The sequence below is a fragment of the Pseudoalteromonas sp. OF5H-5 genome (genome assembly GCF_021530695.1).
In the GTDB taxonomy this organism is placed as follows: Bacteria; Pseudomonadota; Gammaproteobacteria; order Enterobacterales; family Alteromonadaceae; genus Pseudoalteromonas.
Genome location: NZ_JAKGBF010000001.1, coordinates 21,992 through 46,657 on the forward strand (window position 1 = coordinate 21,992; position 24,666 = coordinate 46,657).

Consider the following 24,666-nt stretch of genomic DNA (forward strand, 5'->3'; position numbering starts at 1 on the left):
TTTGGAAAGAACTAAGAGCAGTAATAGTAAGCTACTTCTTGTTTTCAGTCGGTGCCAGTCTGGTGTATACCTATCAAGGTGGAATATCAGCTAAGAAGTAAAGTTGGCGAATGGTTAAGGTTAAAGAGTCAAGGCAAAAAACATCGCCATTGAAAGACCTACAATAGGCCATTTTATCACTTTTGATGAACGGGAATTGGATGTGCCCGGGATAGAACCGATTGTTGCAAAGTACAGCGCTTAAAGCTGAACAATTGGAAAAATGATCCCTTACTCAATACCTAATTATGAGCGTAGGGTTTTTATTTCTTTTAATGGTGCTCATGCTTGGCTTCAATCTCATGAGTATAAATTAGACACCCCTTTTATACTTGTGAAGTTTAAGCTGTTTAAAAAAGTAAAAAGTAAAAAGTAAAAAGTAAAAAGTAAAAAGTAAAAAGTAAAAAGTAAAAAGTTTAGGTTTTAGTTCAAAGGTTGATCAAGATCATAAAATTATTTTTATAAAGTGGCTAATATTGTAGGTGCTAAAGAAGGAATGATAATGTTTGGACTTTTCAGGTGGTTTAAAATAGTAATAATAACTGTGTTGCTTACGCAGCATGGCTTTGCTATTGCTAAACCAATGAATTGTGAAGAGCATCATAATGGCTCATCCGACACGCATATTATACAACCAAGCAAAAATATGCATCATCAATCAATGATTGACAATAGTCACTATCACACTGAAAATTCGCAAGATTCTAAAAACCGTCATGGTGATGAAGACTGTGAAAAATGTAAAGCTGGTGATTGTGTTTGTTGTGAAGGCGGTTTTTGTACAAGCTTTCATTTAAATGCCTATCTTGTGGAAGCGCAAGACGAAGGTATTTGCAATATTCATTCTGAGCTAATTCTACAGCGTACACCCCTACCAAAATCTGGTATCCATCTCTTACTTTATCGTCCACCAATTATTGGCTAATCACAGGATCAGTGCGTCTTTTTTTCGCCACTCCCATCAAAAATAGAATGACTTATTCATTGATTTAAATAATCAATTGTTTTGAACGATTAGTACGATATTTGGAAAGGCATTATGAAAATGCTCAAGTTATTGCCATTTACAGTAATTAATACTGTCGATTTTGGCCGAGATTCCTCTTTTTACCAAAAATTAGTTTTTAGCTTTTGCATTATTAATCACGAATAATCACTTGACCTGTGTCTTAGACACAGGTCTAAGCTGTAGGTGAGATTACAAACTTAGGTGAAGAACTAAGGAGTGAACATGAAAGTTGCAGAGCTGGCAAAAAGCCTTGGAACGACTGCTGATACGGTGCGCTATTACTCGCGATTGGGATTGTTAAAACCTGCTAAGTCAGTGAACGGCTACAAGTCATACTCGAATAAAGAAGTATCGAGACTTAAATTCATTTTAAGTGCCAGAAACCTTGGTTTTTCTGTTGCAGATATCAAGCAAATTCTTAATGAATCTGAAGATGGTAAAAGTGCGTGCCCATTAGTCAGAAGCCTGATCAAAGAGAGGCTTGAAGAAACAGAAAAACAGTTTCAAGCAATGTTGGCACTTCGAGGAAAAATGTCTTCAGCTCTTTCTCAATGGGAAGAAATGGAAGACAAAGCGCCGACTGCAAACATGGTTTGTCATCTCATCGAAAACTTTGAGCAAATTAAAAAGGCATAGGAGGAAAAATGGTGACTACTAATACAAATATAGAAACCGAATCAGGCTGTTGCTGTCAGGCAAAAGCTCAATCCTCTTCGTGTAAAAGTAAGGAGAATACGTTGGAGAAAGTATCACATAACCAACAGCTCATCATTGAAGGAGCTGGGTGTGCTAGCTGTGTAGGCAAAATTGAAGGGGCGTTAAAGGCAACTCTTGGTGTAGTCAGTGCGGAAATGAATTTTGCTGATAGGACTGTAACAGTTTCTGGGACAGCTAAGACAGAAGAATTGATCAAAGCTGTTGAGTCTGTGGGGTATAACGCGAAGCCAATTGATGATAGCTCGGCAGCAGATGCGCTTGACGAGAAAGAAGCGGCTGATTGGGCATATTATAAAAAACTAATGCGCGATACGTTTATTGCCCTTTCACTCGGTGTTCCTTTGATGATCTACAGCATTGTGGTTGGAGAAATGACGGTTGAAACAAACCTTGAACGCATGTCTTGGCTGGTTGTAGGCATTTTAACTTTTGGTGTTATGTATTTTTCAGGTAAGCATTTTTATGTTGGCGCTTGGAAAAGCTTTAAAAACCACTCCGCTAATATGGACACTTTAATAGCTTTAGGAACAGGTACAGCTTGGGTGTATTCGATGGTTGTCGTGTTTGCACCTGACGCCGTTCCATTAATGGCACGGCATGTTTATTTTGAAGCTACCGCCATGATCATTGGCTTAATTGATTTAGGTCTGGCATTAGAAATAAAAGCCAGAGGTAAAACCTCTGAGGCCATTAAGCGTCTTATCGGCTTGCAGGCCAAAACGGCAACCGTAGTTCGTGATAGCAAAGAAGTTCAGATTGGTATTGAGCAGGTTTTACTTAACGATATTGTAAAGGTAAAACCGGGCGAAAAAATTCCCGTCGATGGTGTGGTATTGGAAGGGCACACCTCTATTGATGAGTCCATGCTGACAGGCGAGCCTATGCCTGTTGAAAAAGCCGAAGAAGATGAGGTTGTCGCTGGTACTTTGAACAAATCAGGCATGATTATGTTTAAAGCCACACGTGTTGGAAAAGACACGGCGCTTGCGCAAATCATCAATATGGTGAAACGAGCACAAAATTCTAAACCGCCGATTGGCCGCTTGGCTGATGTTATTTCAGCTTTTTTCGTTCCTGTTGTCATGATCATCTCTGTGTTAAGTGCGCTAGCATGGCTTAACTTTGGACCTGAGCCAGCAATTGCTTTTGCCATCGTATCAGCAACTACTGTACTCATTATTGCCTGCCCATGTGCTTTGGGCTTGGCAACGCCCATGTCTGTCATGGTCGGAGTAGGAAAGGCCGCAGAAGCAGGCGTGCTAATTCGCAACGGTGAAGCACTGCAAACCGCCTCTAAAATCACTGCCATGATTTTAGATAAAACGGGCACTATTACTGAAGGGGCACCTAAGGTAACCGATATTGTTTTAGCAAAAGCTACGGACGAAAAAGACGTACTACAGCTTGCTGCAAGTTTAGAGAGCGGCTCAGAGCACCCTTTAGCGCAAGCGATTGTTGAAAGTGCGTTAGATAAGGATATTGAGTTACTAAAAATTGAAGCGTTTAACGCCATTACGGGTTTTGGTGTAGAAGCAAACTGCAACAATAAAGCCCTGCTTTTCGGAAACGATAAACTAATGAAGTTAAAAGGCATAGACCTCACAGGCTTTGTTGAACAAGCGCAGTCTTTAGCCAAAGAAGCCAAAACACCTATGTACTTTGCTGTAGATGGTGAACTTGCAGCAATCATTGCTGTTGCAGATCCTATCAAGTCAGACTCAATCTCTGCTATCAAACGACTTCAGGCTAATGGTATACGCGTCATCATGTTAACGGGTGATAACAAGGAAACCGCTGCTGCTGTTGCCAAAAAAGCGGGTATTAGTGAGTTTCTTGCTGAAGTGCTGCCAGAAGATAAAGCCAACAAGGTGAAAGAGCTACAAGAAGGCGGCGAAATTGTTGGTATGACAGGAGATGGCATCAACGATGCTCCTGCGCTAGCGTTAGCCGATGTTGGCTTCGCCATAGGCACAGGGACTGATGTAGCTATCGAAAGTGCTGACATTACCCTAATGCGTGGTTCACTTCATGGCCTAGCTGATGCCATAGCGGTAAGCAAAGCTACTTTACGAAATATAAAACAAAACTTGTTTGGCGCGTTTGTCTATAACGTAGCCGGGATTCCTTTTGCTGCGGGGGTTCTATATCCCTTCTTTGGCATTCTGCTTAGCCCTGTAATTGCAGGTGCTGCAATGGCGTTTTCGTCATTGACTGTAGTGTCAAATGCAAATCGACTTCGCTTGTTTAAAGCAAAAGAGCATTAAGGAGAAACACGATGATGTTAATTAACTTATTAGGCTTAGTGTTAATCGCACTGATTGTTTGGTGGTTTTGGCTATACAAACCCAATAAAACAATTGTTCAAGGTAATGAAGTACTCATTGAAGTGAGGGATGGCGTGTATTCACCATCCTCAATCCAAGTGTCTGCTAGTCAACCTGTCACTCTGAAGTTTATGCGCAAAGATCAATCACCCTGCGCTGAAACAATGCTTATTCCATCATTGGAGGTAAGCGAGCAGCTTAAATTAAATGAAATTACTCAAATTACCTTATTGAACTTATCACCGGGAGAGCATGAGTTTCATTGTCAGATGCAAATGTATCGCGGTGTCTTAAAGGTTGTTTAGGAGGATGAAAAAAGTGACCGCCATTTTCGATGAAATGGTGTTAACACGAGTAGAAGAGGCACTACTTTCACATGGCTATAAAGGCTTTACCATTCATAAAGCAACGGGCAGAGGTGCATATGCTGATACTTACAACAGAAATCACTTATCAGCACATATAGTTATGACAATTTATGTTGCTTTTGATGATGCAGAACATGTTGCTAAAGTTTTGCTTGATGCAGCGTATACCAACGTTGAAGGAGAAGGACTAGTTAGTATCTCCCCTGTGGATAATCTCTTCTGGATAAATTCTAAGTCTGAAGCTTCAGCGGAAAATTTAAGGTCAATAGGAGGCCAATATGAAAAATGAGCACCCTAAATTTTGGTCAACACCCACGGGTTGGGCTGCATTGGTGCTTATTGCCGCAGCCACCTATTTTTTAATCTTTGAACATGGACAGCATGTACTGCAATTTCTTCCTTATTTGATTTTATTGCTATGCCCGTTGATGCACGTATTTATGCATGGCAGTCATGGCAAACATGGCCACGATCATTCACATGCGCCTGATGAGAAAAAGGAAGAGAGCTTTCAAGAACTCACGGATAAAAATGCTGCCTATCGTGACGGCTACATACAAGGTTTAGAAGAAGGACGTAAGGAATCACATAAAAAGGAGAACAGTGATGAATGAGACATATGATTATGGCTTATGGTCAATGGTGATACTGAACTCAGCAATTTTTATCTTTTTTGCCTTTAGTTTTGTCAAACCAAAAACATCTACTGATTGGCGAAGCCTTGGAGCGTTCTCCGCCTTTATTGTTGCCCTATTTACTGAAATGTATGGCTTTCCTTTAACTATCTATTTTCTGTCGGGGTGGCTGACGGAGACCTATCCAGAAGTAAATTTCTTTGCGCATGAGAATGGGCATTTATTACATACTTTCTTTGGATTTCAAGGTGATGCCCATTGGGACCCATTTCATATAGTGAGTATGGTGTTTATTGTTGCAGGTTTCTTTATGTTGTCTTCAGCATGGAATGTATTGCATCACGCGCAAAAGCATCATCAATTGGCTACAACTGGATGGTATGCAAGGTGTCGCCACCCACAGTATGTAGCTTTCATTCTAATCATGTTCGGCTTTTTATTGCAGTGGCCGACAATCCCAACACTTGCGATGTTTCCGATCTTAGTCGTTGTTTACGTCAAGCTAGCGAAACGCGAAGAAGCACAAGCGATTGCTGAGTTTGGTTCGGAGTACCACAGGTATATGGAATCGACACCAAGTTGGATCCCAAATTTTAATAAAAGTGTAGAAGGTAAAAATCATGAAAACGTTAACTAAATCAATTTTATTTATTAGTTCACTACTGATAACTACTAGCTCATTTGCCCAAAACAATGAGCATAAACATGAAGGTGCGAACAAAGCTGATATGCATCAAGGCATGGCAATACCACATGAGAACATGGGAGAAATGCACAAAAAGATGATGGAAATGAAAAAGGAAGTCCATGCCATTAAAACTGAAAAAGATCCTGAAAAGCAACAGCAGATGATGGTTGAACATCACCGTTCAATGATGAAGATGATGCAATCCATGCACAAAAACATGGAAGAAATGCCAATGCATCAACAAATCAAGATGGCTGAACATCATTTAGAAATGATGGGGAACATGATGCCGCAGATGAACCGCAAAATGGAAGAAATGAAAGATAGCAATCAACAGCATTCACACAAACATTAGGAGAAAAATTATGAGCGATTTAAATCATAGAGTTGGCGTTAGAGAGCAAAATTTAGTTGTTCGAAATCTAAAGCTTAGCAATGTCACAGAAGAAAGCTGTGACGAGTTAGTAAAAGAAATAGATCAGCTTTTTGGTATAGATGAAGTTAGTTACAACATCAAAGAAGGTGAAATACACCTTGCCTATGATGCCGCAAACGTAAGCCTTGATGGGATTGAGGAGGTAATCCGTAAGTATGGCGCAGATGTTCATAATGATTGGTGGACACATACTAAAGAAAGTTACTATAAATTTGTTGATCAGAACATCAAAGATAACTCTGTTCATAAGCCTTGGAGTTGTCATCAAGCACCTTCGGGGGCTGGCCGGAAAAACAAATGAATTCATAAAAAAGTGTATAGATAATTAGTTAGTCAAATGAGGTAACAGTGATGAAAACACCCTATATAAAAGCTCTTTTATTGCTTACATTCGGTTTATATTTAGTGGGTTGTTCCAATACCACTTTTTATCATAAATACATGGTGAGAGGTCAGGTAGTAGAAAGTTCTGATAATCGAACTCTAATCTGTATTGGTGCTAAGCATGGCGCAGAGGTTGGGCAAAAATACAGTGTTATTAGATTCCATGAAAGAATAGTATTGAGTGAAGGTGAAGATCCCTACACTATCGAAAAGGTAGGAACGGTACAAATTACTAAAATTGTGAATGATCATTTCGCAACTGTAAAGCTAGTGTCTGGTGACATTGCAGCGAAAGATATGGTGGAACTTGAAAACTAATAAAGTGGTGGCGAAAGCCACCACAAGAGCATAACAATAAAACTTAATGAAAAAGCTTTAGTGTTATTTTGTACAACCTTTGAGATTGTTTGCTCAGTTCTGGTTATCTTGATGCCAGTACGACAGAAAAATGTTACATATGGATTAAAAAGGTGTGGGCTGGCATCCTAGGTCTAATCTTAACAGTTAAGGGGCCGCCGAATAGAGCTATACCTTTATATCAGCAGCATAATCAATGCTCCCGCGATCATAAATAAGTTTTCAGATAGCGATACAAATCCAAGTGGCACACTGCTATCGCCGCCTACACAGGCACACTTTAACTGGCGTTTGTCAATGTAAACGGCTTTGAAAACTGAAATTGCTCCAACTGTGCCGATAAACAATGAAAATGGTGCCACTGCGAGAGGCTGTAGTTGGGCAACCATACCAATACCTGCATATGCTTCAATGAAGGGATAAATATAACCATATCTTATCCATCTCATCGCTAGTAAATCATAAGTAATAAACGAATTTGTGAAACTGTATAGGTCTTTCAGTTTTTGCACCGCTAAGAGCGTCATTGAAAAAGCTATAAATAGCATCAGTGTTCTGATGGAGATAAATGAGCTGGAAGCAAAATGTTGAGATGCGACAGCAAGAAGTGCAGCTATCGAGAAAATGGCTACAACGGGCGTGTAGGTTGTGCCAGTTTGACCTGCTTCATCTTTACCAAAATACTCTCTTAAGTCATCGTATCCTCCGACACGCTTTCCTTCAATAAAGGTTTGTGGCGTAGTTTTGACATCATGCTTAGCTTTGAAGTCATCAGCTTGTTGTCTTGACGTGAGCTTATGATCTTCTACATCATACCCTTGCCTCTCCAGCAAATCTTTCGACCTTAAACCATAGGGGCAGATATGTTCGTCAGTGACCATTCTGTACAGGGTAGCTGTCTTAGTCATCTTAGTCTCCTTTGTTCAGTGTGCCTTCAAACTTTGGGAGCGGTCGTTGCTCAGCCTGAGCTTGTGAGCTGACCTTTCCATTTTCAGAAATATCTTTAATCAGCCATTCCATTTCTTTTATTTCTTTTCGTTGGGCTTTAATAATACCATTTGCCAATTCACGCACGCGTACATCCTCCAAAGTTGAATGCTCACTAGTAAGAATAGCAATGGAGTGATGAGGAATCATCGCTTTCATGTAGGCAGTGTCAGAAATTGTGCTTTGAGAGCGAACAAGATAAAGACATATGGCGAACAGTATTGTCGCCAATAGAAAAATAGCCATGTTGAGCTTCTTGTTACTGTACATGCCAAGCATAAAGGCCAGCATGATCATTGCCATACCTGCTCCCATATACAACGCCATATAGATACGCGTTTCACTAAACCATATATGTGATACTGCGTAAGTGTTGAGATACATCATGACAAACATAGCAATGGTTGAGGTGATGATCATTGCAGCAAATCTTGAGTATTTCATAAGTAATCCTTACATTGATAGTGTAAATATTTCCCACTGTTAGCCTATTATTCTCTACATGTGGTCATGTTCTCGAAAAAGTGCAAGTAATGAGTCAGTATCAATAAGAGTATTTGTAATACGATTGACTCAATTTCAGCTTATATCTAGAGTTTAAGTTTTGAACTTATGATAGACACAGGCTAAATTGGCTTTAATTAACAATCTAATGGGAGAACTCAAAGCACTACAAGCTGAGCTTCAACAAATGGCAAGCTCATGTACAAGTGAAGCGTGTGAAATAATTAAGTCACTTTATAGTTAGAATTGTCATTCATTTTCTATCCGTAGTGTACGAATTTCTATTTTTCATTACGTTCATGTACGAAAGTTACAGGTTTCGTATATATGAAAGTTGGTTTTGCAAGAGTTTCAACTAAAGAACAAGATTTAAATATTCAACTGTCCAAGTTGGACGCTCAGGGCTGTGAAAAAATATTCCAAGGCAAACAGTCTGGTGCTTCGATTCGAAATGAAGAAAAGCTTAAGGAACTCATCGACTTTATCAGGGAAGGTGATGAAGTTATTGTTACTCGCCTCGACCGTTTGGGACGGTCGTTAAAATCTATTCTTGAGGCAATTGAAAGCATCCATAAGAAAGGTGCTTGTTTGAATATTATCGACGGCTCTCTCAATACCAAAAATGATAATCCGTTTGCCACTGCCATGATCAACCTATGTGGAGTATTTGTGACTGTGCATAATGATTGAGATTGATCTCATTTTAGACTGAAAGGTTTTAAAGGGATGCCGCCAATCTCTCTTTTTATGAAAGTATGATTTTTTAATCATAATATCTGAGACTCAATCAGTTATATTACGATAATTTGATGCTATTTGCTAACGGCAGCTCCTCCGACATTGCGGACATTAGCATCAATGAATACCTTATGACTTCACTTAGCCAAAAGCGGAAGTTAGCTTTTGAGTTATTAACGAAAATTCAGAGTGTAAAGCAGACGTTGAAGAGTCAATAATAAACTTCAATTTAAACACTCTAGTGCATTAACGGCTGCAACTAATTTTGTCGTTCTAGAATTGGCGGAATTTTGCTGTTCCATATGAGAAGTAAACACACCAGTCACCATTCAATAGTTTGGCAAAACCTTGTGTGACTCATACTTGTGATACCGCTGACATGAATTTGTCAGCATTTCTTCCGTTTTTATCTGTCCACATTTAGGACATGCAATAGTCGATTAATGTTCTATATTCTGCCCGTATGCCTCTAACAGAGTTAACTATCTAGTGACTTAATGATCCCGCATGCTTCAATAGTATTGTTCGAACCACAAGCACTAGCCATCTGCTGTAATTCAGCTTTAAGCGCCCTTAATTCTTTCATGCGTTTATTCACTAGTGCAAGTTGCTGATCAATTAATGCATTAACGCTAGAGCAGCTTTCTTCTGGCTTATTTTTTAATTCGATAAGACGTTTAATATCATTGAGTGATATATCTAGGCTGCGACAATGTTTTACGAACTCCAATTGTTTAAGTGCTTTACTATCATACAGCCTGAAATTACCTTCTGAACGGTTTGGATTTAACAGTAATCCTTCTCTTTCATAATATCTAATCGTTTGTATTGAACAGCCCGATTTTTTAGACAATTCGCCTATTTTCATCAATTTCCCCCAGACATTTGACTCTATAGTTACTATAGAGTCTATAGTATAAGTATGCAACGAAAAGGATATATAAAAAATGACTGAGAAATATTTAAACAATACGAATATCGTTAATTTTGAACACAAAGATATCCAATCCTTGATCGATCAACGTAGGTGGAAAAACTTGGATAACTTCAACAAAATTGGTGCCGCTTATCAGTTTGTAAAAGATGAGATTTTCTTTGGTTATAATGAAAGCGATGATATTGCAGCAAGCGATGTGCTAGCAGATGGTTATGGACAATGTAATACTAAGGGTAATCTGTTAATGGCACTATTGCGTGGACTAGGCATTCAATGCCGATTTCATGGGTTTACCATAGACCAGCAACTACAAAAAGGTGCTATCCCAAGCTATGTATTTTGGTTAGCACCTAAATACATCATTCATAGTTGGGTAGAAGTTTACTTTGAAGGGCGTTGGATAAACTTAGAGGGCTTTATATTGGATGAGCAATACTTAAGCTCTCTACAGGAGAAATTTGACCAAGTAAAAGATGATTTTTGTGGTTATGGTGTTGCAACAAAGTGCTTTTCATCACCAGATACAGATTGGCGTGGAGAAAATACCTATATTCAAAAAGAAGGTATTCATGATGACTTTGGGCTTTACGATTCCCCTGATGAGTTCTATCTCGAAAAAGGGACTAACTTGTCGGGGTTCAAACGCTGGATATATCAACGCTTGATACGTCACTTGATTAATATGAATGTATCAAAACTAAGAAATAGAAAAGTACTAGAGGTACAAAATGCACAACCATAATCATAGTCATCAACATGGTAAAGATGACCGTATTGGTTGGGCATTTTTCCTTAATGTGACATTCACTATTATCGAATTTATAGGTGGTTGGCTCACTAACAGTACGGCGATAATGGCAGATGCAGTTCACGATCTTGGTGATAGTCTTTCAATAGGTTTTGCGTGGATTTTAAGTCGTTTTTCAGATAAAGAAGCATCAGATAAGTTTAGTTATGGTTATCGTAGACTTACTCTCTTTGGCGCATTGATAAACAGTATTGTTTTAATCATTGGCTCAATTTGGATTTTATTTGAAGCAATTCCAAGGCTGTCCAATCCTGAAATGCCTGTAGTCGAGGGGATGTTAGGGCTAGCGATACTCGGCGTTGCCGTTAACGGATATGCTGTATTAAGATTAAAAGCGGGTGAAACATTAAATGAGAAAGTGCTGACATGGCACCTTCTTGAAGATGTACTTGGATGGGTTGCCGTTCTTATAGTCTCTATCGTACTGTTGTTCGCTGAACTGCCGATATTAGATCCCCTTTTATCAATAGGGTTCACGCTGTTCATCTTGTTTAATGTTTTCAAAAACCTGAAATCAACACTCGTTTTATTTCTTCAAGCTGCACCCGATAAAGAGACTCAAAAGCGTATTAAACTATCACTAATGGAATTTCCTGAAGTTAATGGTATCCACCACATGCACTTTTGGTCACTAGATGGTGAAAGTCACGTTTTAACAGCGCACCTTGAGCTGAGTGACAACTTTGACGTTAAAGAATTAATTAGGCTTAAACAAGAAGTTGCAGCTAAATTATCTTCCTATCATTTATCGCATACAACGATAGAGTTTGAGTTTTTAAATGAAAATTGTCGGGATGAAGCGCAGTAAGCTTTATCAATAAAATGTTGGGCATACAATATAAAAAGCAGCTTAATTAGGCATAACCTAGTAATTAAGCTGCTTTTTTTGATTTTAAATTTCGTCGGATTGCTGTTTGCTACTCTCAGAGCCATGCGCCCATTGATATAAAATAGGCAATACAAACAAAGTTAAAATTGTAGAAGATACAATACCGCCGATAACAACTGTTGCTAGTGGTCGTTGTACTTCTGCACCAATTCCAGTGTTTAACGCCATTGGAATAAAACCTAAACTTGCGACCAGTGCCGTCATTAAAATAGGTCTTAAACGAATGATGGCACCTTCAATGATCGCTACGTAAAGGTCGCCTTTTTCATGCCAAAGATCTCGAATAAAAGCCAACATAACCAAGCCATTTAATACGGCGACACCAGATAGGGCTATGAAGCCGACACCTGCCGAAATTGATAAGGGCATGTCTCTTAAATAAAGTGAAAATACGCCCCCTGTTAATGCTAAAGGCACGCCACTGAAAATGATTAATGCATCTTTTAATGAACCAAATGCGATAACCAAAATACCTAAGATAACAACTAATGTGATCGGTACAACTAAGCTTAATCTTTTACTCGCTGACTCTAGTTGTTCAAACGTTCCACCATAATCAAGCCAGTATCCTGCTGGGATTTCTCCTTCCTGATTAATTTTAGCTTTCACTTCTTTTACAAAGCCGCCTAAATCTCTGCCACGAACATTGACGGTAACCACAACTCTTCTTTTTCCGTTCTCACGGCTAATTTGAGCGGGTAAAGACTCTGATTTAAGCTCTGCAACTTCTTCAAGTGGCACATAGTTACCACCCTCAAGCGGAAGCGGCAGGTGCTTCAAGCCATCGATATCTGTTCTTGTTTGCTCTGGTAGGCGAACAACTAACTCAAATCTTCTGTCACCTTCATAAATGATCCCCGCAGATTCACCGCCAATTGCAGTAGCAACCCAGTCTTGCAGTTCGGTAACGCTCAAACCATACCTACCAAGCGCTTCTCGTTTAGGAATTACTGATAAAGATGGAACACCTGTGACCTGTTCCATTCGGGCATCAGCAGCACCGTCCACGGTGTTCACAATATTTAGAATATCTTTTGCGGTAAGTAATAACCGATCCAAATCATCCCCAAATACTTTGATACCCACGTCAGCTCTAACACCAGAAATCAATTCGTTGAAACGCATTTGAATAGGCTGAGTGAATTCATAGTTGTTGCCCGGAATGTTTTTTAGCACCTCTTCCATTTCTTCAACTAATTCACTCTTTGGCTTTGAAGGTTCGGCCCAATCTTTACGTGGTTTTAAAATAACAAAGATATCAGCAATACTCGGTGGCATTGGATCAGTTGCTACTTCTGGTGTGCCGATGCGCGAGAATACTTTATCAACTTCAGGAAACGCTTTAATACGTTGCTCAAGTACTTCTTGCATTTCTACTGATTGCTCTAGGCCAGTCGATGGAATTCTTAATGCCTGTAGTGCAATATCACCTTCATTTAATTGAGGAACAAATTCTGCCCCAAGCGTAGTTGCTAACCAAAGGCTATACCCCATTAACAGCGTTGAAAATGAAACAATAATCCAACGAAATTTCATCGCCATTTTTAACAATGGTTCATAAATAGACTTGGTTGAACGAATAACAACACTTTCTTTTTCGCTGATTTTACCTTTCATAAACACAGCTACAGCAGCAGGAACCAGTGTAACTGAAAGGATCATTGCGGAAATTAACGCCATAACGACAGTTGCCGCCATAGGGTGGAACATTTTCCCTTCAACGCCAGTTAGCGTGAAAATGGGGATGTAAACAACAGTGATAATTGCCACACCAAACAAGCTTGGACGTATCACTTCTGAAGTGGCTTCAAAAACGGTATTTAGGCGTTCTCTTAAGTCTTGCCTATGACCGTTGTGTTGGGCCTGTGCTAACCTACGGACAGAGTTTTCAACGATGATTACAGCCCCGTCCACTATCAAGCCAAAGTCCAATGCGCCGAGACTCATTAAATTGGCAGATACTCCTGCTTGCACCATACCTGTGATTGTCATTAACATGGAAATAGGGATAACAGCAGCGGTAATGAGAGCTGCACGTAAATTTCCAAGTAGAATAAATAACACAACAATAACTAAAAGCGCACCTTCAACGAGGTTTTTGGTAACGGTTGCAATCGCTTTATCTACTAACGTTGTTCTGTCGTAAACAGGCTCTGCGGTAATGCCCTTTGGCAGAGATTTTTGTATTTCGCTGAGCTTATGTTCCACTTCTAAAGCAACGGTGCGAGAATTCTCACCAATCAGCATCATGGTTGTACCAAGCACTGTCTCAATGCCATTACGAGTAGCAGCCCCTGTTCTAAGTTCTTTGCCTATAGCAACATTGGCAACATCACTTATTTTTACAGGAATACCATCGTTCTTTTTGATGATGACATTGAGGATCTCATCTATTGTCGCTAGTTGCCCAATGGAGCGTACTAAAACTTGCTGTCCGTTTTGCTCGATATAACCCGCGCCACGGTTATCATTATTTTTACGTAATGCATCAGATATTTCTTCAAAGCTCACACGATAAAAAAGTAATTTTTCAGGTTTCGGTGTTATGTGATATTGCTTGTTGTAGCCGCCGATACTGTTGACCTCAATGACGCCTTTAACTTGAGCCAATTGCGGTTTAATGATCCAGTCTTGTATTTCTCTTAAGGCAATAGCGGTATAAGGCTCTCCATTAGGCATTTTAGCATCAGGAGAAGCTTGTACGGTATACATAAATATTTCGCCAAGCCCTGTCGAAATAGGACCCATTTCTGGCTCTAAGCCAGAGGGAATAACGCCTTTTATCGCAGCTAATCTTGCATTGATTAAGTTGCGAGCAAAATAAATATCGGTTCCCTCTTCAAAGATAACGGTTACTTGAGATAATCCATATCTTGACAGGGAGCGGGTGTGAGACAGCTTTGGCAATCCGGCTAAGGCTGTTTCTACAGGAAAGGTCACCCTTTGTTCCGCTTCCAAAGGTGAATAACCGGGGGCAGAAGTGTTTATTTGTACCTGCACGTTTGTTATATCTGGAACAGCATCAATGGGAAGTTTTTGATAACTCCACATACCAACGCCGATGATTACCATCAGCAAGCTTAATACTAAGTAGCGCCTATTTATTGCAAGACGCAAAATTGATTCAATCATATTGCGTCTCCTAATCGTCGTCTTCTACTTCAGATTTCAATATATCTGCTTTTATCAGATAACTGTTTTTGTTTACATATTCAGTGTCTTTACTGAGGCCACCAATAACCTCGATATAGTTCTTATCTGAACGTCCTAATACAAGCGGTGCAAATTCGTACTCTTCATCTTCTTTAACAAATACACCTAATTGTCCCCCCAGTTCTTGGATAGCAACTTTCTCAACGGCTAAATCCACCTTGAATTGATTTATTTTGACGTTGCCTTTTAATAATTGACCTGACGTTAGCTTTAACTCAGTGTTGTTTAAACGTACACGTGCTAAAACATAAGACTGATCTTTAGCTGGAATTATATTGGTGATGGTTGAGTTGAATGCCTGTTCACCATGCTCAATATCAACAGGTTGACCGACTTTAATTTGATTATATTGGCTGGTAAACACCTTAAATTCAGCCCACAAGGTGTCAAAATTGACGATTTCAAACAAGCTAGTGTTTTGCGTGATACCGCCAATATTTCCATTTCGCTGTAAAACAGTCCCAGAAACAGGCGATGTTATTTTATAAGTATTTAAGCTCTCATTAGATTCAATAACGGCTAATAGATCGCCTTTTTTTACCGTATCACCAACAGTGGAGTTTATTGTCTTTATAACGCCGTTATATCTAGCGCCAACTTGAAATAATTGTTCAGCGCCTATCGTCGTAGCGCCGTATACAGGGATAGTTTGGTTCAACGTTTTTGAAGCTAAATAGGCTGTTTCAACACCAACCTTTTTTGCCATGTTATTGTCGATTTTGCTTATGCCTTCTTCGCCTTCATGTTCATCTTCACTAGCGAAAACACTTTGAATGGGTGACAAATACCCAATAAAAATCAATAGTGCGAGTAAATAGTTTTTCATTTTTAATTCCTAAACGATTCAGTTAATAACTGAATCAATAAATTGTTATTAAGCTTAAAGTGATGCTTTTTTTAGAGTGACAGCGCTTCGTTTGTTAGTTTTTCTATCTCTGCGCCATAAATTAGGGCAGCAGATGCCGCATCAATGAGGGTTCGCCGAGCATTTAACAGCTCTTGTCTAGCCGATACATAATCAAGATATCCATATCGACCTTTTTGATAGGCGTCTTGAGTATCTTCCAGTGCATCTTCAAGCATTGGGATAACCGACTGCTTTAATGAATTAGCTGTTAATATGGCTTGTTTTCTATTGGAGTATGCTCGTAGTAAGTGATTTCTAAACCTCAACTTAGTCGCCTCTTTCTCTATGGCAACTTGGTCACGCTCTGCTAGCGCACTAGCGATTGCACCAGAATTTCGCTTTTCAGCAAACAAAGGTAAGCTAAAGCCAGCGACCAGTGCCGTATCATTGGCTTCTTGAGAGCGCCTAACACCAACAGACCATTTGATATTGGCCGTTGACTCTGTTTTAGCTAACTGTATTTCAGCCTCTTTTAGTCGCTGTTCACTTGCATAGATTTGAATAGCAGGGTTCTTCTCTAACTTCGCAAAAAGGCTGTTAAAGTCACTATCATTGCCAAACTGAAACAGATCACCTTTTACTTCAGAGAAGGTTACAGAGTTTTCCCCCCAGTAGGCTGCTAATGAGAGCTTCAAATATTCCAAGCGCTTTTGTTCAGATTGAAGGGTGAGGTTAGCCTGAGCAATAACTGCTTTTGAGCGTTTCACTTCAGCCTCAGGAGTAGCACCTGCGCGGTTACGCTGAGATACAATCTCTAACGTTTCTTGTGCTAAGCTCAAAGCATTTTCTGCCAATATAACTCTTTGTTGGGCTGCAAGTACTTCCACGTACTTCTCAGTGACTTGAGCCATTAAGTTAAGCGCAGAGACTTCTTTCTCAGCATTGAGTAGTACTCTTGATTTTGAAACAAGTCCAATTCGCGCTGAGCGTTTATCTCCCATTTCGATAACCGAAGATAGAGCGACTGTTAATTCAGCACTGTCGAATGCATTAAATTCACCTGAGCCTGCAAAGTTCTCAGCTTCAACTTCTAGTTCATAAGCGGGATTTAAACTTGCTGTTTGTTCTTGTCCTGTTAATGCCGCTTGCTTGAAATCAAATATTTTAAGTTCTGGACTTTGTTTAAGCGTCCGCTGAATTGCCTCTTGAAGGTTTAACGGCTTTTCAAACGCATAAACATTAAATGTAAAAAGTGACAAAGCGAGAAACGCGATATATTTAAGCCGAGGTGTTACACACCTCAAAATTGCTATCTTGCGATGCACACAGGTATTAAGTGCCATGTATACTTTCCTATAAATTTATATGTGATATTTAGGTCATTAACATTTGACCTTTCTTAATTTTCTATAAAATTTAGGCGTATTTAGGTGGGCGGAATGGCACCGAGATATAGCCTTTTAGCTCAGGAGAAACTAAGGCGTAGGTAAGGAAGTGATCTGTTGCTTGGAAAATGTTACAGGAAGAATCAGCATTTAAAAATAAGTGACAACAGCAACAAAAATTACAATTATCAATTGAAGAGTTGCTATTATTCACCTCAAGCATATTGGAGTCTTCTGGAGCTTTTAGCGGGGTAATAGACTTAGTTAGTGATGAACTAAAAGAACTTTCACTTAAGTTTATTTCAAGCTCTTCTAGCGAAAAAAACACAGACTGCACCGCGATTAAAATCATTATCACGTATGATATATTTGATTTGATATACGATGAGTGCATTATTTTCATTTCTCTGCTTAATACTTTAGCTGTAAGATACGGCGAGCACCGTTTAAAACGACAACAGCAATAATCAAACCAATCACTAAATCTGGATAACGGCTGCTTGTTACTGTAACTAAAAAGCCAGCTAAGATTACCCCAACATTTGCAATAACGTCATTTGCGGAAAAAATCCAGCTTGCTTTCATATGAGCGCCGTCTTCTTTATTACCAAATATTAAAAATAGACAAGCAATGTTAGCGATTAGTGCTATTCCACCAAATATCATCATTAAAGAAGAGATCGGTTCACTACCGTAAACAAAGCGTCTTACGACTTCGCTCAAAGCACCTAGCGCTAGAATAACTTGAAGCACACCAGATATATGTGCCGCTCTAAGTTTCATGCTGATACTTTTACCTACCGCATAAATAGCCAAACCATACACAGCAGCATCAGCAAACATATCTAATGAGTCCGCAATTAGGCCAGCAGACTGTGCAATCAACCCAGCAATTACTTCTATAAAAAACATGACTCCATTAATGGCTAACAACCATTTTAGGGTTGATGCTTCTTTCATCTCATTTTTTTGGGCTAAGTCTTTTGCTTTTGCAGCTTCCGTACTGCAACTATTTTGGGTTAATTCTAGTTCTGCACCGAGATTGAGTTGTTGTAACTTTTTTGTTATCTCATCTAAATTTTCATCATGAAAAACTTTGACTAAACGGCTAGGAATATCAAATTGCAACCCAACTGAAGGCTCAATTGAGTCAAGTGCTAACCTAATCAATCTCTCTTCTGAAGGACAGTCCATTTGAGGTACTTTAAATGTACTGACAAACGCGCCACTATAGTTATCTAGTTGCGTATCAATTTTTACATCTTCGTTGATAGGAGATGATTGACACTGACCACTACATTTTCTCGACATATTCTACATTCCGAAACAATATTAAAATAAGTATAAAATCTATAGTGACTATAGAGTCAAATAAAAATTATTCAATATGAAAAGTTTGGGAAGTAACTCAAATAGCTATTCCAAGAAAATAATTGTTGGGGGGTAGTGACAGCAAACACTGCTAACATTATTTGGACTGCCCGTTTTATACCGATGTTTATCAAAGATAAAAAATAGAAGAGCTATCTAGATAGAATAAATTAACCGATGATCCTAATTCCACATTAAAGTCGCGTTGGTGTGTTACTAATTGTACAGAGGATCTAAAACAAGATTTAAATTTAAAAGTAAGAGCAACGACTATATTGTTGGAACACTTGTCATGAGATACGCTAAGCCTAATGTCCGGTTTCGTATCAAAGTGAATTTTAGCTGAAGTAATTTTGTACCATCGTTTACGACTGCTTCAGGCTCAAATCTGACGAAGATTTCCTAGTACTCACCCAATCTGGCTTGATGAGAAATAATCTCAAACATTATGCGTAGCCACATATTCGCTCAACTTGAGCGGGATCTTATAAAAGCCAGAACCACAGAAGGTCGTGAAGAGGCTAAAGCTAAAGGCAAACACATGGGCAGATTGCCTGCTTTATCAGACAAACAAGCGAAAGAATTATATAAAGATAAATTAAATGGTGAATCGATCTCTGCATTAGCGAAGAAATATTCTGTTAGCCGCCCCACGGTTCACCGAACTATTGAAAGAATGGAACAAAAGAAATAATAAATAAAAGGAGACGTTATGTGGTCTGATAAAGAATCAAAAATTGATTTCTTAAATTTTAATGAAACGGCTGAGTCAATAAAAGATCTTATAACAGAAAAGGAGTTAATGCCTATTAGCGTCGGTGTCTTTGGTGATTGGGGCGCAGGAAAATCTACTATTCTTGAACTTACCAAAGCATCTTTGGAAACTGATGAACAAGAATATATCCAAGTACATTTTGATGCATGGACTTTCCAAGGGTACGATGATGCTAAAGCTGCGCTATTAGAAACAATCGCATCTACTTTAGTTAAAAAAGCAGCAGACGATAAAAACCTAAGTGCAAAAGCAAAAGAGTTTGCTGGACGAATAGATAAGATCAGACTGATGGGACTACTTATGGATGGTGGTGCAGCATTAGCTGGTATACCAACTATAGGTGGTATACAGAAGATCATGGGACTATTCAGTGGTGGTGACGATGGTGAACTGGATGTTGATGATGTAAAAGGTGCTGTCGATGGCGCTAAGGATGTCGCGAAGAAAAACAAAGGTTTGATCAAAGATAAGAAATCATTCTCACCTCCTAAAGAAATTAAAGAATTCCGAAAAGCATATTCAGATCTGCTAAAGGAGTTTGATAAACCACTTATTGTCTATGTCGATAATTTAGATCGCTGCTCTCCATTTAATGCCATTTCAACACTTGAGGCGATCAGATTATTTCTATTTCTACCAAATACCGCATTTGTTATTGCCGCCGATGAAGACATGATCCGCTTGGCTGTGCCGGAATATCACAAAGGTGCATCTCAACGACATCAAACTGATTATTTAGACAAGCTTATTCAAATTCCTGTGCATGTACCAAGACCCGGCGTTCTGGAGATAAGGGCATATTTAATGATGCTTACTGCTCAAGACCACGGCGTTACCGATGCTCAATTAGAAACGATAAGATGTGCCCTTGAAGAATCATTAAGGCTGTCGTGGAAACAACCACAAATAACCATTGATGAGCTACTTCAAGATCACGCTATCGAAAAGCATTCAGAACTCAGAAGTAAATTTGTAGTTGCTGAGCAGTTAGCTCCACTATTAGCTGAATCTACAAACATTAACGGCAACCCTCGCATAGTTAAGCGATTACTGAACCAAGTGAAGATGAGAAAGAAAACGGCTCACCGTCGAGGTATGCAGCTTGATGAAAAAACCATCACTAAGCTGGTAATTTTTGAGAGGTGCTTAGGCACTCAGGCTACCAATAAGCTTTATGAATTAATTGACAAGGAAAAGGGATTCCCAAAAGTATTGGCGGAACTCGAAAATTCAGAAGTTGAATTTGACGAAATTAAGTTACCTGAAGAGTGGAAGCTAGACCTAGCTTTTATTGATAAATGGTCAAAATTACCTCCAATGTTTACTGAGATGGATTTGACTCCAGCGGCGTATCTGAGTCGAGAAAGCATTCCAATGGGCGCTGTTAATGCGGTAATGTCAGGAGCCGCTCAAAAACTTGTAGAAGACTTAATGAAGCAAAAGGTAAGGGTCAGTGGCGTTAACTCTACTGCGATTACCACAACTCCTAAGGAAGAATACATGTCAGTCATGGATGGTTTGATTGAAAACTTTAAGTTGATTGGTGATTGGACTGAAAGACCTACAGGCATTTATGGAGCAGTGCTACTTGCCAAGCAGGATGATAAATGTTGTTTAAGTCTTCTTACATTCTTAAAAAGCTTGCCCCGACAAAGGTGGCTTAATCCAATTTTAAAAGAACTAGAGGGAACTAAGTAATATGGGTACGTCCGCATCGTCAACAGGACCGAATAACAAGAGTCCGCTAATTCCATCGTGGGCAGAGCAAGGAGACCCCGTCACGATAGAACCTGCATCAGGTACTGATGGGGATGATCAAACAGGCTTTGACAGTGGTCAAGCAGATGATCAGAATGACAATAGTAACGATATTGACAATGACAAGGTTCAACAAGAAATCGGCGGTTCACCAACAGCAACACCGCCTCCAAATAGGTTTGCTAGTGCAAGAAGAGCATTTGGTAAGTACGCTCAAACAGGTGGATCAACTTCGGATCTAAGGCGTTCATTAAAAAGTTACTCTAGAAAAGGCTCTGGTGGAGGTAAGAGTACTAGCCGGAGACTAGCAAGCGGCATAACTGCTGGTTCTGGATTGCTTGGTTTCATGCGTGGCGACACAGTAACGGTTAATAATCAAAGCTTATCATTAGGTGATCTAACTGGGCTATCGACTGACCAAGCAATTGACAAAATTGCTAGCCATTTAGCGCCTCATAATGCCGATTCGGATGCTGTAAGAGTTGCGTTGGATTACGCACTAGAGGAAGCATTACCCGATACTGAAGAGTTTGATCCTAACAGCTTTACCGACGAAGTTATCCAAGAAGCCATAGGTTGTTATTTAACAGATCTTATATTTCAGGATGTGGTTGAAGGCATGGGCAGAGCTTGGTTTCATGTAGAGCCAGCAAGCAAGCATCATCAAATGGAAGTTGAATTAAGGGAATTAATAAAAGTGATCACACAAGAACAGTTAGACAAAGTAACTAATGGCAACCCCAGTACTATCAGTAAGGAAAATATTACTAAAATTCAAGCCGATGCTATTGCCATGACAGTTGATGAGTGGGAGAGCTTTGATGACTAATTTTTATTTTAATCATGACCCAGCTAACTTGCCTGATTTTTCTAATGATTGTCATCCTGTCCAGATGTTCCATACGCATCAAAATGACATCACTAAGCACAGCTTAGTGTCAAAACAACTACTACAAACAGTTCGTGATTTGGGATTGAATGTAGATGCTGATGCAATAGATCTGATAACAATTGCAACCGCTGTTACCGCCGCTGATACATTTGAATTGAGGGATAATGCAGAAAATGCATGGGCTAGAAAAATGCATTTACATGTTCCTGTTACCGATGAGGATATGTGGAATACTGTTGAGCCTGAACTAAGTTCTTTGCTCAACTTTCTAACGGGCGATCAATGGCAGTTTACTTTTGAAAAAACAACTATGCCGATGCCGACTCCTAAAACAAGTGAGCAAGCGAAAGCAAAAGCAAAATCATTAATTGGACTCAACTCAGTCTGCCTTTTTTCAGGAGGTCTTGATAGCGCAGTTGGTGCAATTGACATTTTAAACGGAGAGTCAGCCTTAAAACCGCTTTTGGTTAGTCACGCTTATCGTGGTGATGGCGCAAAACAGGAAGATATTAAGCATTTATTGTCCCCGCCATTCGGCGAATTGTCCTATTCAATGTCTCCTCATATTATCAAGCAGTTAGAAGGTAAAACTGACATTAGCATGAGGGGAAGAAGCTTCAACTTCCTAGCTATGGCGGTACTTGGTATATCAGCCTTAAGAAATGCTAATTGCGATAGCAGTATTGAAACTATTGTCGTCCCTGAGAATGGCTATATTTCTATAAATCCACCGCTTACCAGAAGACGGATTGGTAGCCATAGTACTAGAACTACTCATCCTAATTTTCTAAGCAGGCTTGAATCTTTGCTTAGAGACACTGGGTTTCATGTCAAATTTGTAAACCCCTATCAATTCAAAACTAAAGGTGAAATGTTAGCGGAATGTGTTGATCAAGACGCAATTAGAAAAGCAGTTCCTCTGAGTGTTTCTTGTAGTCATTGGCACAGAGAGCATAAACAGTGTGGGCATTGTGTACCTTGCCTTATTCGAAGAGCGTCAGTTTTTCATGCTGGTTTTACACAAGATGCGCCATACAAGACAAAGCGGTTGAGAGGTCTTATTAAAGAAAAAGATACTCGCGATGATCTCCAAGCGGTTCAAACTGCCATTATTAGATTGAAACAATCCGATAACTATCGTTCTTGGCTTCGAAAGTCAGGACCAATACCACAAGAAAAAGATATACGAGAAAAATTAGAATCAACTATTAAGCGAGGATTGGCAGAGGTTGAATTATTTCTCCAAGCGGATAAATCATCATGATGGATCTTCATTGCCATGTTGATTTATATCCAGATTATCAAGAGGTATTGAACGACATAAAAAGCAGTAATTATTACGTGCTATCAGTAACTACGGTGCCGTCAGCTTTTGAAGGTACTGTCCAGTTAACAAGTGACATAAAACACTGTAAAACGGCTTTGGGTCTGCACCCTCAACTTGCTCATTTAAGGAAAAATGAACTACCTCTATTCGATAAGCTAGTTGATAGAACTAGATATATTGGAGAAATTGGGCTGGATGGCTCAAAAGGTTATGCTGATTACTTTGATGATCAATTAGAGGTTTTTACGCATATTTTGAAAAAATGTGAAGGCTTTGATAACAAAATATTAACTATCCATAGTCTTAATGCGACAGGTGAAGTACTTGAACAACTTAAGTTATACCCCGATGCTGGTACTTCTATTCTTCATTGGTTTTTAGGTACTAAGAAGCAAGTTCTAGAAGCCGTCGAGCTAGGCTGTTTCTTTTCTATTGGGCCAGCCATGCTTACTTCAGCCAGAGCTAAAAAAGTAATATCGTGGATACCTCAAGATAGGATTTTACTCGAAACTGATGGCCCTTTCGCCAAAGTGGCGGGGAATATTCTGTTTCCTTCAAGTGTTGGCACTGTTACTGAATATCTGGCTGAAATTTGGTGTAAAAATAAGGCTTCGATAATTGAGCAACTGTCAGCAAACCTTAGGTGTTTAACATCAGTCAAGTAACTAATTATACGTCACGTAATCTTATAACAATTTTATTCAGGTTTAATCGATTTGTTTGAAGTATTTGTATTAGCTATAGCACTCAGTATGGACGTGTTTGCAGTATCCATAGGCTTAGGTTCTAAAAAAGTAGCAAATGCTGAAAAACTCTTTATTAAAGCCGTTGCTTATTTTGGATTTTTCCAAGGCTTTATACCTCTTTTAGGCTATTACAGCGGTAAAGGATGATCATCTTGGATTGAAGATTATGCACCTTGGATAGCTTTTATTTTGCTATTATTTATCGGTGGCAAAAATGATTTATGAGTCCCAATCTGAAGGAATTGAAGAAGATATTGCTAATGTTACTCATCGTGTGCTATTTGTTCTTGCTATTGCCGCCAGTATTGATGCAATGGCGGCAGGTTATGCAATCACATTGCTTGAGGTAGATATAGCCGTAGCTTGCTTGATAATAGGCGTCACGACGTTTGCCTTTAGCTAGATTGGTGTGAATATCGGCGAAAGAAGTGGCGTATGGCTGGAGTCTAAAGCTGAACTATTTGGTGGTTTAGTGTTAATCGCAATCGCATTTAAGATATTACTTGGTTGGCACAGAACCACCGAATACTAG

The 24,666-nt window shown here is 39.3% G+C and carries 25 protein-coding genes and 1 pseudogene; 19 read left to right on the plus strand and 7 right to left on the minus strand.

The features are described from left to right. Positions 1-541 precede the first annotated feature (541 nt). From L1271_RS00105 to L1271_RS00150, 10 genes are all read left to right on the plus strand, one after another. Positions 542-964: a hypothetical protein gene (locus L1271_RS00105; RefSeq protein WP_004589264.1), complete on the plus strand. Its 423-nt coding sequence runs from the start codon at positions 542-544 to the stop codon at positions 962-964. 306 nt (positions 965-1,270) lie between these two features. Further along, on the plus strand, positions 1,271-1,684 hold the full coding sequence (locus L1271_RS00110) for a MerR family transcriptional regulator (protein ID WP_193522134.1): 414 nt from the start codon (positions 1,271-1,273) through the stop codon (positions 1,682-1,684). A gap of 101 nt (positions 1,685-1,785) precedes the next feature. Next, on the plus strand, positions 1,786-4,029 hold the full coding sequence (locus tag L1271_RS00115; protein ID WP_193522135.1) for a heavy metal translocating P-type ATPase: 2,244 nt from the start codon (positions 1,786-1,788) through the stop codon (positions 4,027-4,029). Positions 4,030-4,040: 11 nt separating this feature from the next. Continuing rightward, positions 4,041-4,394, plus strand: a complete 354-nt coding sequence (locus L1271_RS00120; RefSeq protein WP_138627005.1) for a cupredoxin domain-containing protein — start codon at positions 4,041-4,043, stop codon at positions 4,392-4,394. Positions 4,395-4,398: 4 nt separating this feature from the next. Beyond that, entirely contained in the window at positions 4,399-4,746 is a 348-nt protein-coding gene (locus L1271_RS00125; RefSeq protein ID WP_138627004.1) for a P-II family nitrogen regulator, read from the plus strand. Beyond that, positions 4,736-5,071 (plus strand): DUF2933 domain-containing protein, encoded by a 336-nt coding sequence (locus tag L1271_RS00130; protein WP_063529849.1) that lies wholly within the window; start codon positions 4,736-4,738, stop codon positions 5,069-5,071. The genes L1271_RS00125 and L1271_RS00130 overlap by 11 nt, the downstream gene beginning before the upstream one ends. Next, positions 5,064-5,729 carry a methyltransferase family protein gene (locus L1271_RS00135; protein WP_063529850.1) on the plus strand — a complete coding sequence of 222 codons (666 nt, stop codon included), beginning with the start codon at positions 5,064-5,066 and terminating at the stop codon, positions 5,727-5,729. Before L1271_RS00130 ends, L1271_RS00135 begins: the two co-directional genes overlap by 8 nt. Beyond that, positions 5,713-6,135, plus strand: a complete 423-nt coding sequence (locus tag L1271_RS00140) for a hypothetical protein (RefSeq protein WP_008467863.1) — start codon at positions 5,713-5,715, stop codon at positions 6,133-6,135. Before L1271_RS00135 ends, L1271_RS00140 begins: the two co-directional genes overlap by 17 nt. Before the next feature lie 10 nt (positions 6,136-6,145). Further along, a complete protein-coding gene (locus L1271_RS00145) occupies positions 6,146-6,517 on the plus strand; it encodes a hypothetical protein (RefSeq protein WP_008109666.1) in 372 nt (123 codons plus the stop codon). A gap of 50 nt (positions 6,518-6,567) precedes the next feature. Next, positions 6,568-6,918, plus strand: a complete 351-nt coding sequence (locus tag L1271_RS00150; RefSeq protein WP_024602002.1) for a hypothetical protein — start codon at positions 6,568-6,570, stop codon at positions 6,916-6,918. A gap of 215 nt (positions 6,919-7,133) precedes the next feature. On the opposite strand, the gene L1271_RS00155 is transcribed toward L1271_RS00150, so the two are convergent. Together L1271_RS00155 and L1271_RS00160 are read right to left on the minus strand one after the other, a co-directional pair. After that, positions 7,134-7,865 (minus strand): glutaredoxin, encoded by a 732-nt coding sequence (locus L1271_RS00155; protein WP_235366512.1) that lies wholly within the window; start codon positions 7,863-7,865, stop codon positions 7,134-7,136. A 1-nt stretch (position 7,866) separates the two neighbouring features. Next, positions 7,867-8,388 (minus strand): DUF305 domain-containing protein, encoded by a 522-nt coding sequence (locus L1271_RS00160; RefSeq protein WP_008109672.1) that lies wholly within the window; start codon positions 8,386-8,388, stop codon positions 7,867-7,869. 387 nt (positions 8,389-8,775) lie between these two features. Here L1271_RS00160 and L1271_RS00165 point away from each other — a divergent pair, with 387 nt between their 5' ends. Next, complete coding sequence (locus L1271_RS00165; RefSeq protein WP_235366513.1) at positions 8,776-9,138, plus strand: recombinase family protein; 363 nt, start codon at positions 8,776-8,778, stop codon at positions 9,136-9,138. 526 nt (positions 9,139-9,664) lie between these two features. Here L1271_RS00165 and cadR read toward each other — a convergent pair. Continuing rightward, entirely contained in the window at positions 9,665-10,054 is a 390-nt protein-coding gene (gene cadR / locus L1271_RS00170) for a Cd(II)/Pb(II)-responsive transcriptional regulator (protein ID WP_008109677.1), read from the minus strand. A 79-nt stretch (positions 10,055-10,133) separates the two neighbouring features. Here cadR and L1271_RS00175 point away from each other — a divergent pair, with 79 nt between their 5' ends. Then, entirely contained in the window at positions 10,134-10,865 is a 732-nt protein-coding gene (locus L1271_RS00175; protein WP_005245162.1) for a transglutaminase-like domain-containing protein, read from the plus strand. Beyond that, positions 10,852-11,739, plus strand: coding sequence for a cation diffusion facilitator family transporter (locus tag L1271_RS00180; RefSeq protein ID WP_235366514.1), 888 nt, complete (start codon positions 10,852-10,854; stop codon positions 11,737-11,739). The genes L1271_RS00175 and L1271_RS00180 overlap by 14 nt, the downstream gene beginning before the upstream one ends. Positions 11,740-11,823: 84 nt before the next feature. On the opposite strand, the gene L1271_RS00185 is transcribed toward L1271_RS00180, so the two are convergent. The 4 genes from L1271_RS00185 to L1271_RS00200 form a co-directional block, all read right to left on the minus strand. Beyond that, on the minus strand, positions 11,824-14,952 hold the full coding sequence (locus L1271_RS00185; protein ID WP_235366515.1) for an efflux RND transporter permease subunit: 3,129 nt from the start codon (positions 14,950-14,952) through the stop codon (positions 11,824-11,826). 10 nt (positions 14,953-14,962) lie between these two features. Continuing rightward, entirely contained in the window at positions 14,963-15,859 is an 897-nt protein-coding gene (locus L1271_RS00190) for an efflux RND transporter periplasmic adaptor subunit (RefSeq protein WP_235366516.1), read from the minus strand. A 71-nt stretch (positions 15,860-15,930) separates the two neighbouring features. After that, entirely contained in the window at positions 15,931-17,223 is a 1,293-nt protein-coding gene (locus L1271_RS00195) for a TolC family protein (RefSeq protein WP_235366517.1), read from the minus strand. Positions 17,224-17,676: 453 nt separating this feature from the next. Then, positions 17,677-18,576, minus strand: a complete 900-nt coding sequence (locus L1271_RS00200; protein WP_235366518.1) for a cation transporter — start codon at positions 18,574-18,576, stop codon at positions 17,677-17,679. A gap of 508 nt (positions 18,577-19,084) precedes the next feature. Between L1271_RS00200 and L1271_RS00205 the strand changes: the two genes are divergently transcribed. From L1271_RS00205 to L1271_RS00230, 6 genes and pseudogenes are all read left to right on the plus strand, one after another. Next, positions 19,085-19,330, plus strand: coding sequence for a helix-turn-helix domain-containing protein (locus tag L1271_RS00205; protein ID WP_033103103.1), 246 nt, complete (start codon positions 19,085-19,087; stop codon positions 19,328-19,330). 18 nt (positions 19,331-19,348) lie between these two features. Beyond that, a complete protein-coding gene (locus L1271_RS00210; RefSeq protein ID WP_235366519.1) occupies positions 19,349-21,109 on the plus strand; it encodes a KAP family P-loop NTPase fold protein in 1,761 nt (586 codons plus the stop codon). A gap of 1 nt (position 21,110) precedes the next feature. Further along, the gene (locus L1271_RS00215; RefSeq protein ID WP_075594018.1) at positions 21,111-21,998 is read left to right on the plus strand and encodes a hypothetical protein; all 888 of its coding nucleotides are present in this window, start codon (positions 21,111-21,113) and stop codon (positions 21,996-21,998) included. Then, positions 21,991-23,325, plus strand: a complete 1,335-nt coding sequence (gene qatC / locus L1271_RS00220) for a Qat anti-phage system QueC-like protein QatC (RefSeq protein WP_100912783.1) — start codon at positions 21,991-21,993, stop codon at positions 23,323-23,325. The genes L1271_RS00215 and qatC overlap by 8 nt, the downstream gene beginning before the upstream one ends. Next, complete coding sequence (gene qatD / locus L1271_RS00225) at positions 23,322-24,053, plus strand: Qat anti-phage system TatD family nuclease QatD (RefSeq protein ID WP_062566148.1); 732 nt, start codon at positions 23,322-23,324, stop codon at positions 24,051-24,053. The genes qatC and qatD overlap by 4 nt, the downstream gene beginning before the upstream one ends. A 51-nt stretch (positions 24,054-24,104) precedes the next feature. Next, positions 24,105-24,666 (plus strand): annotated as a pseudogene (locus L1271_RS00230) (manganese efflux pump MntP).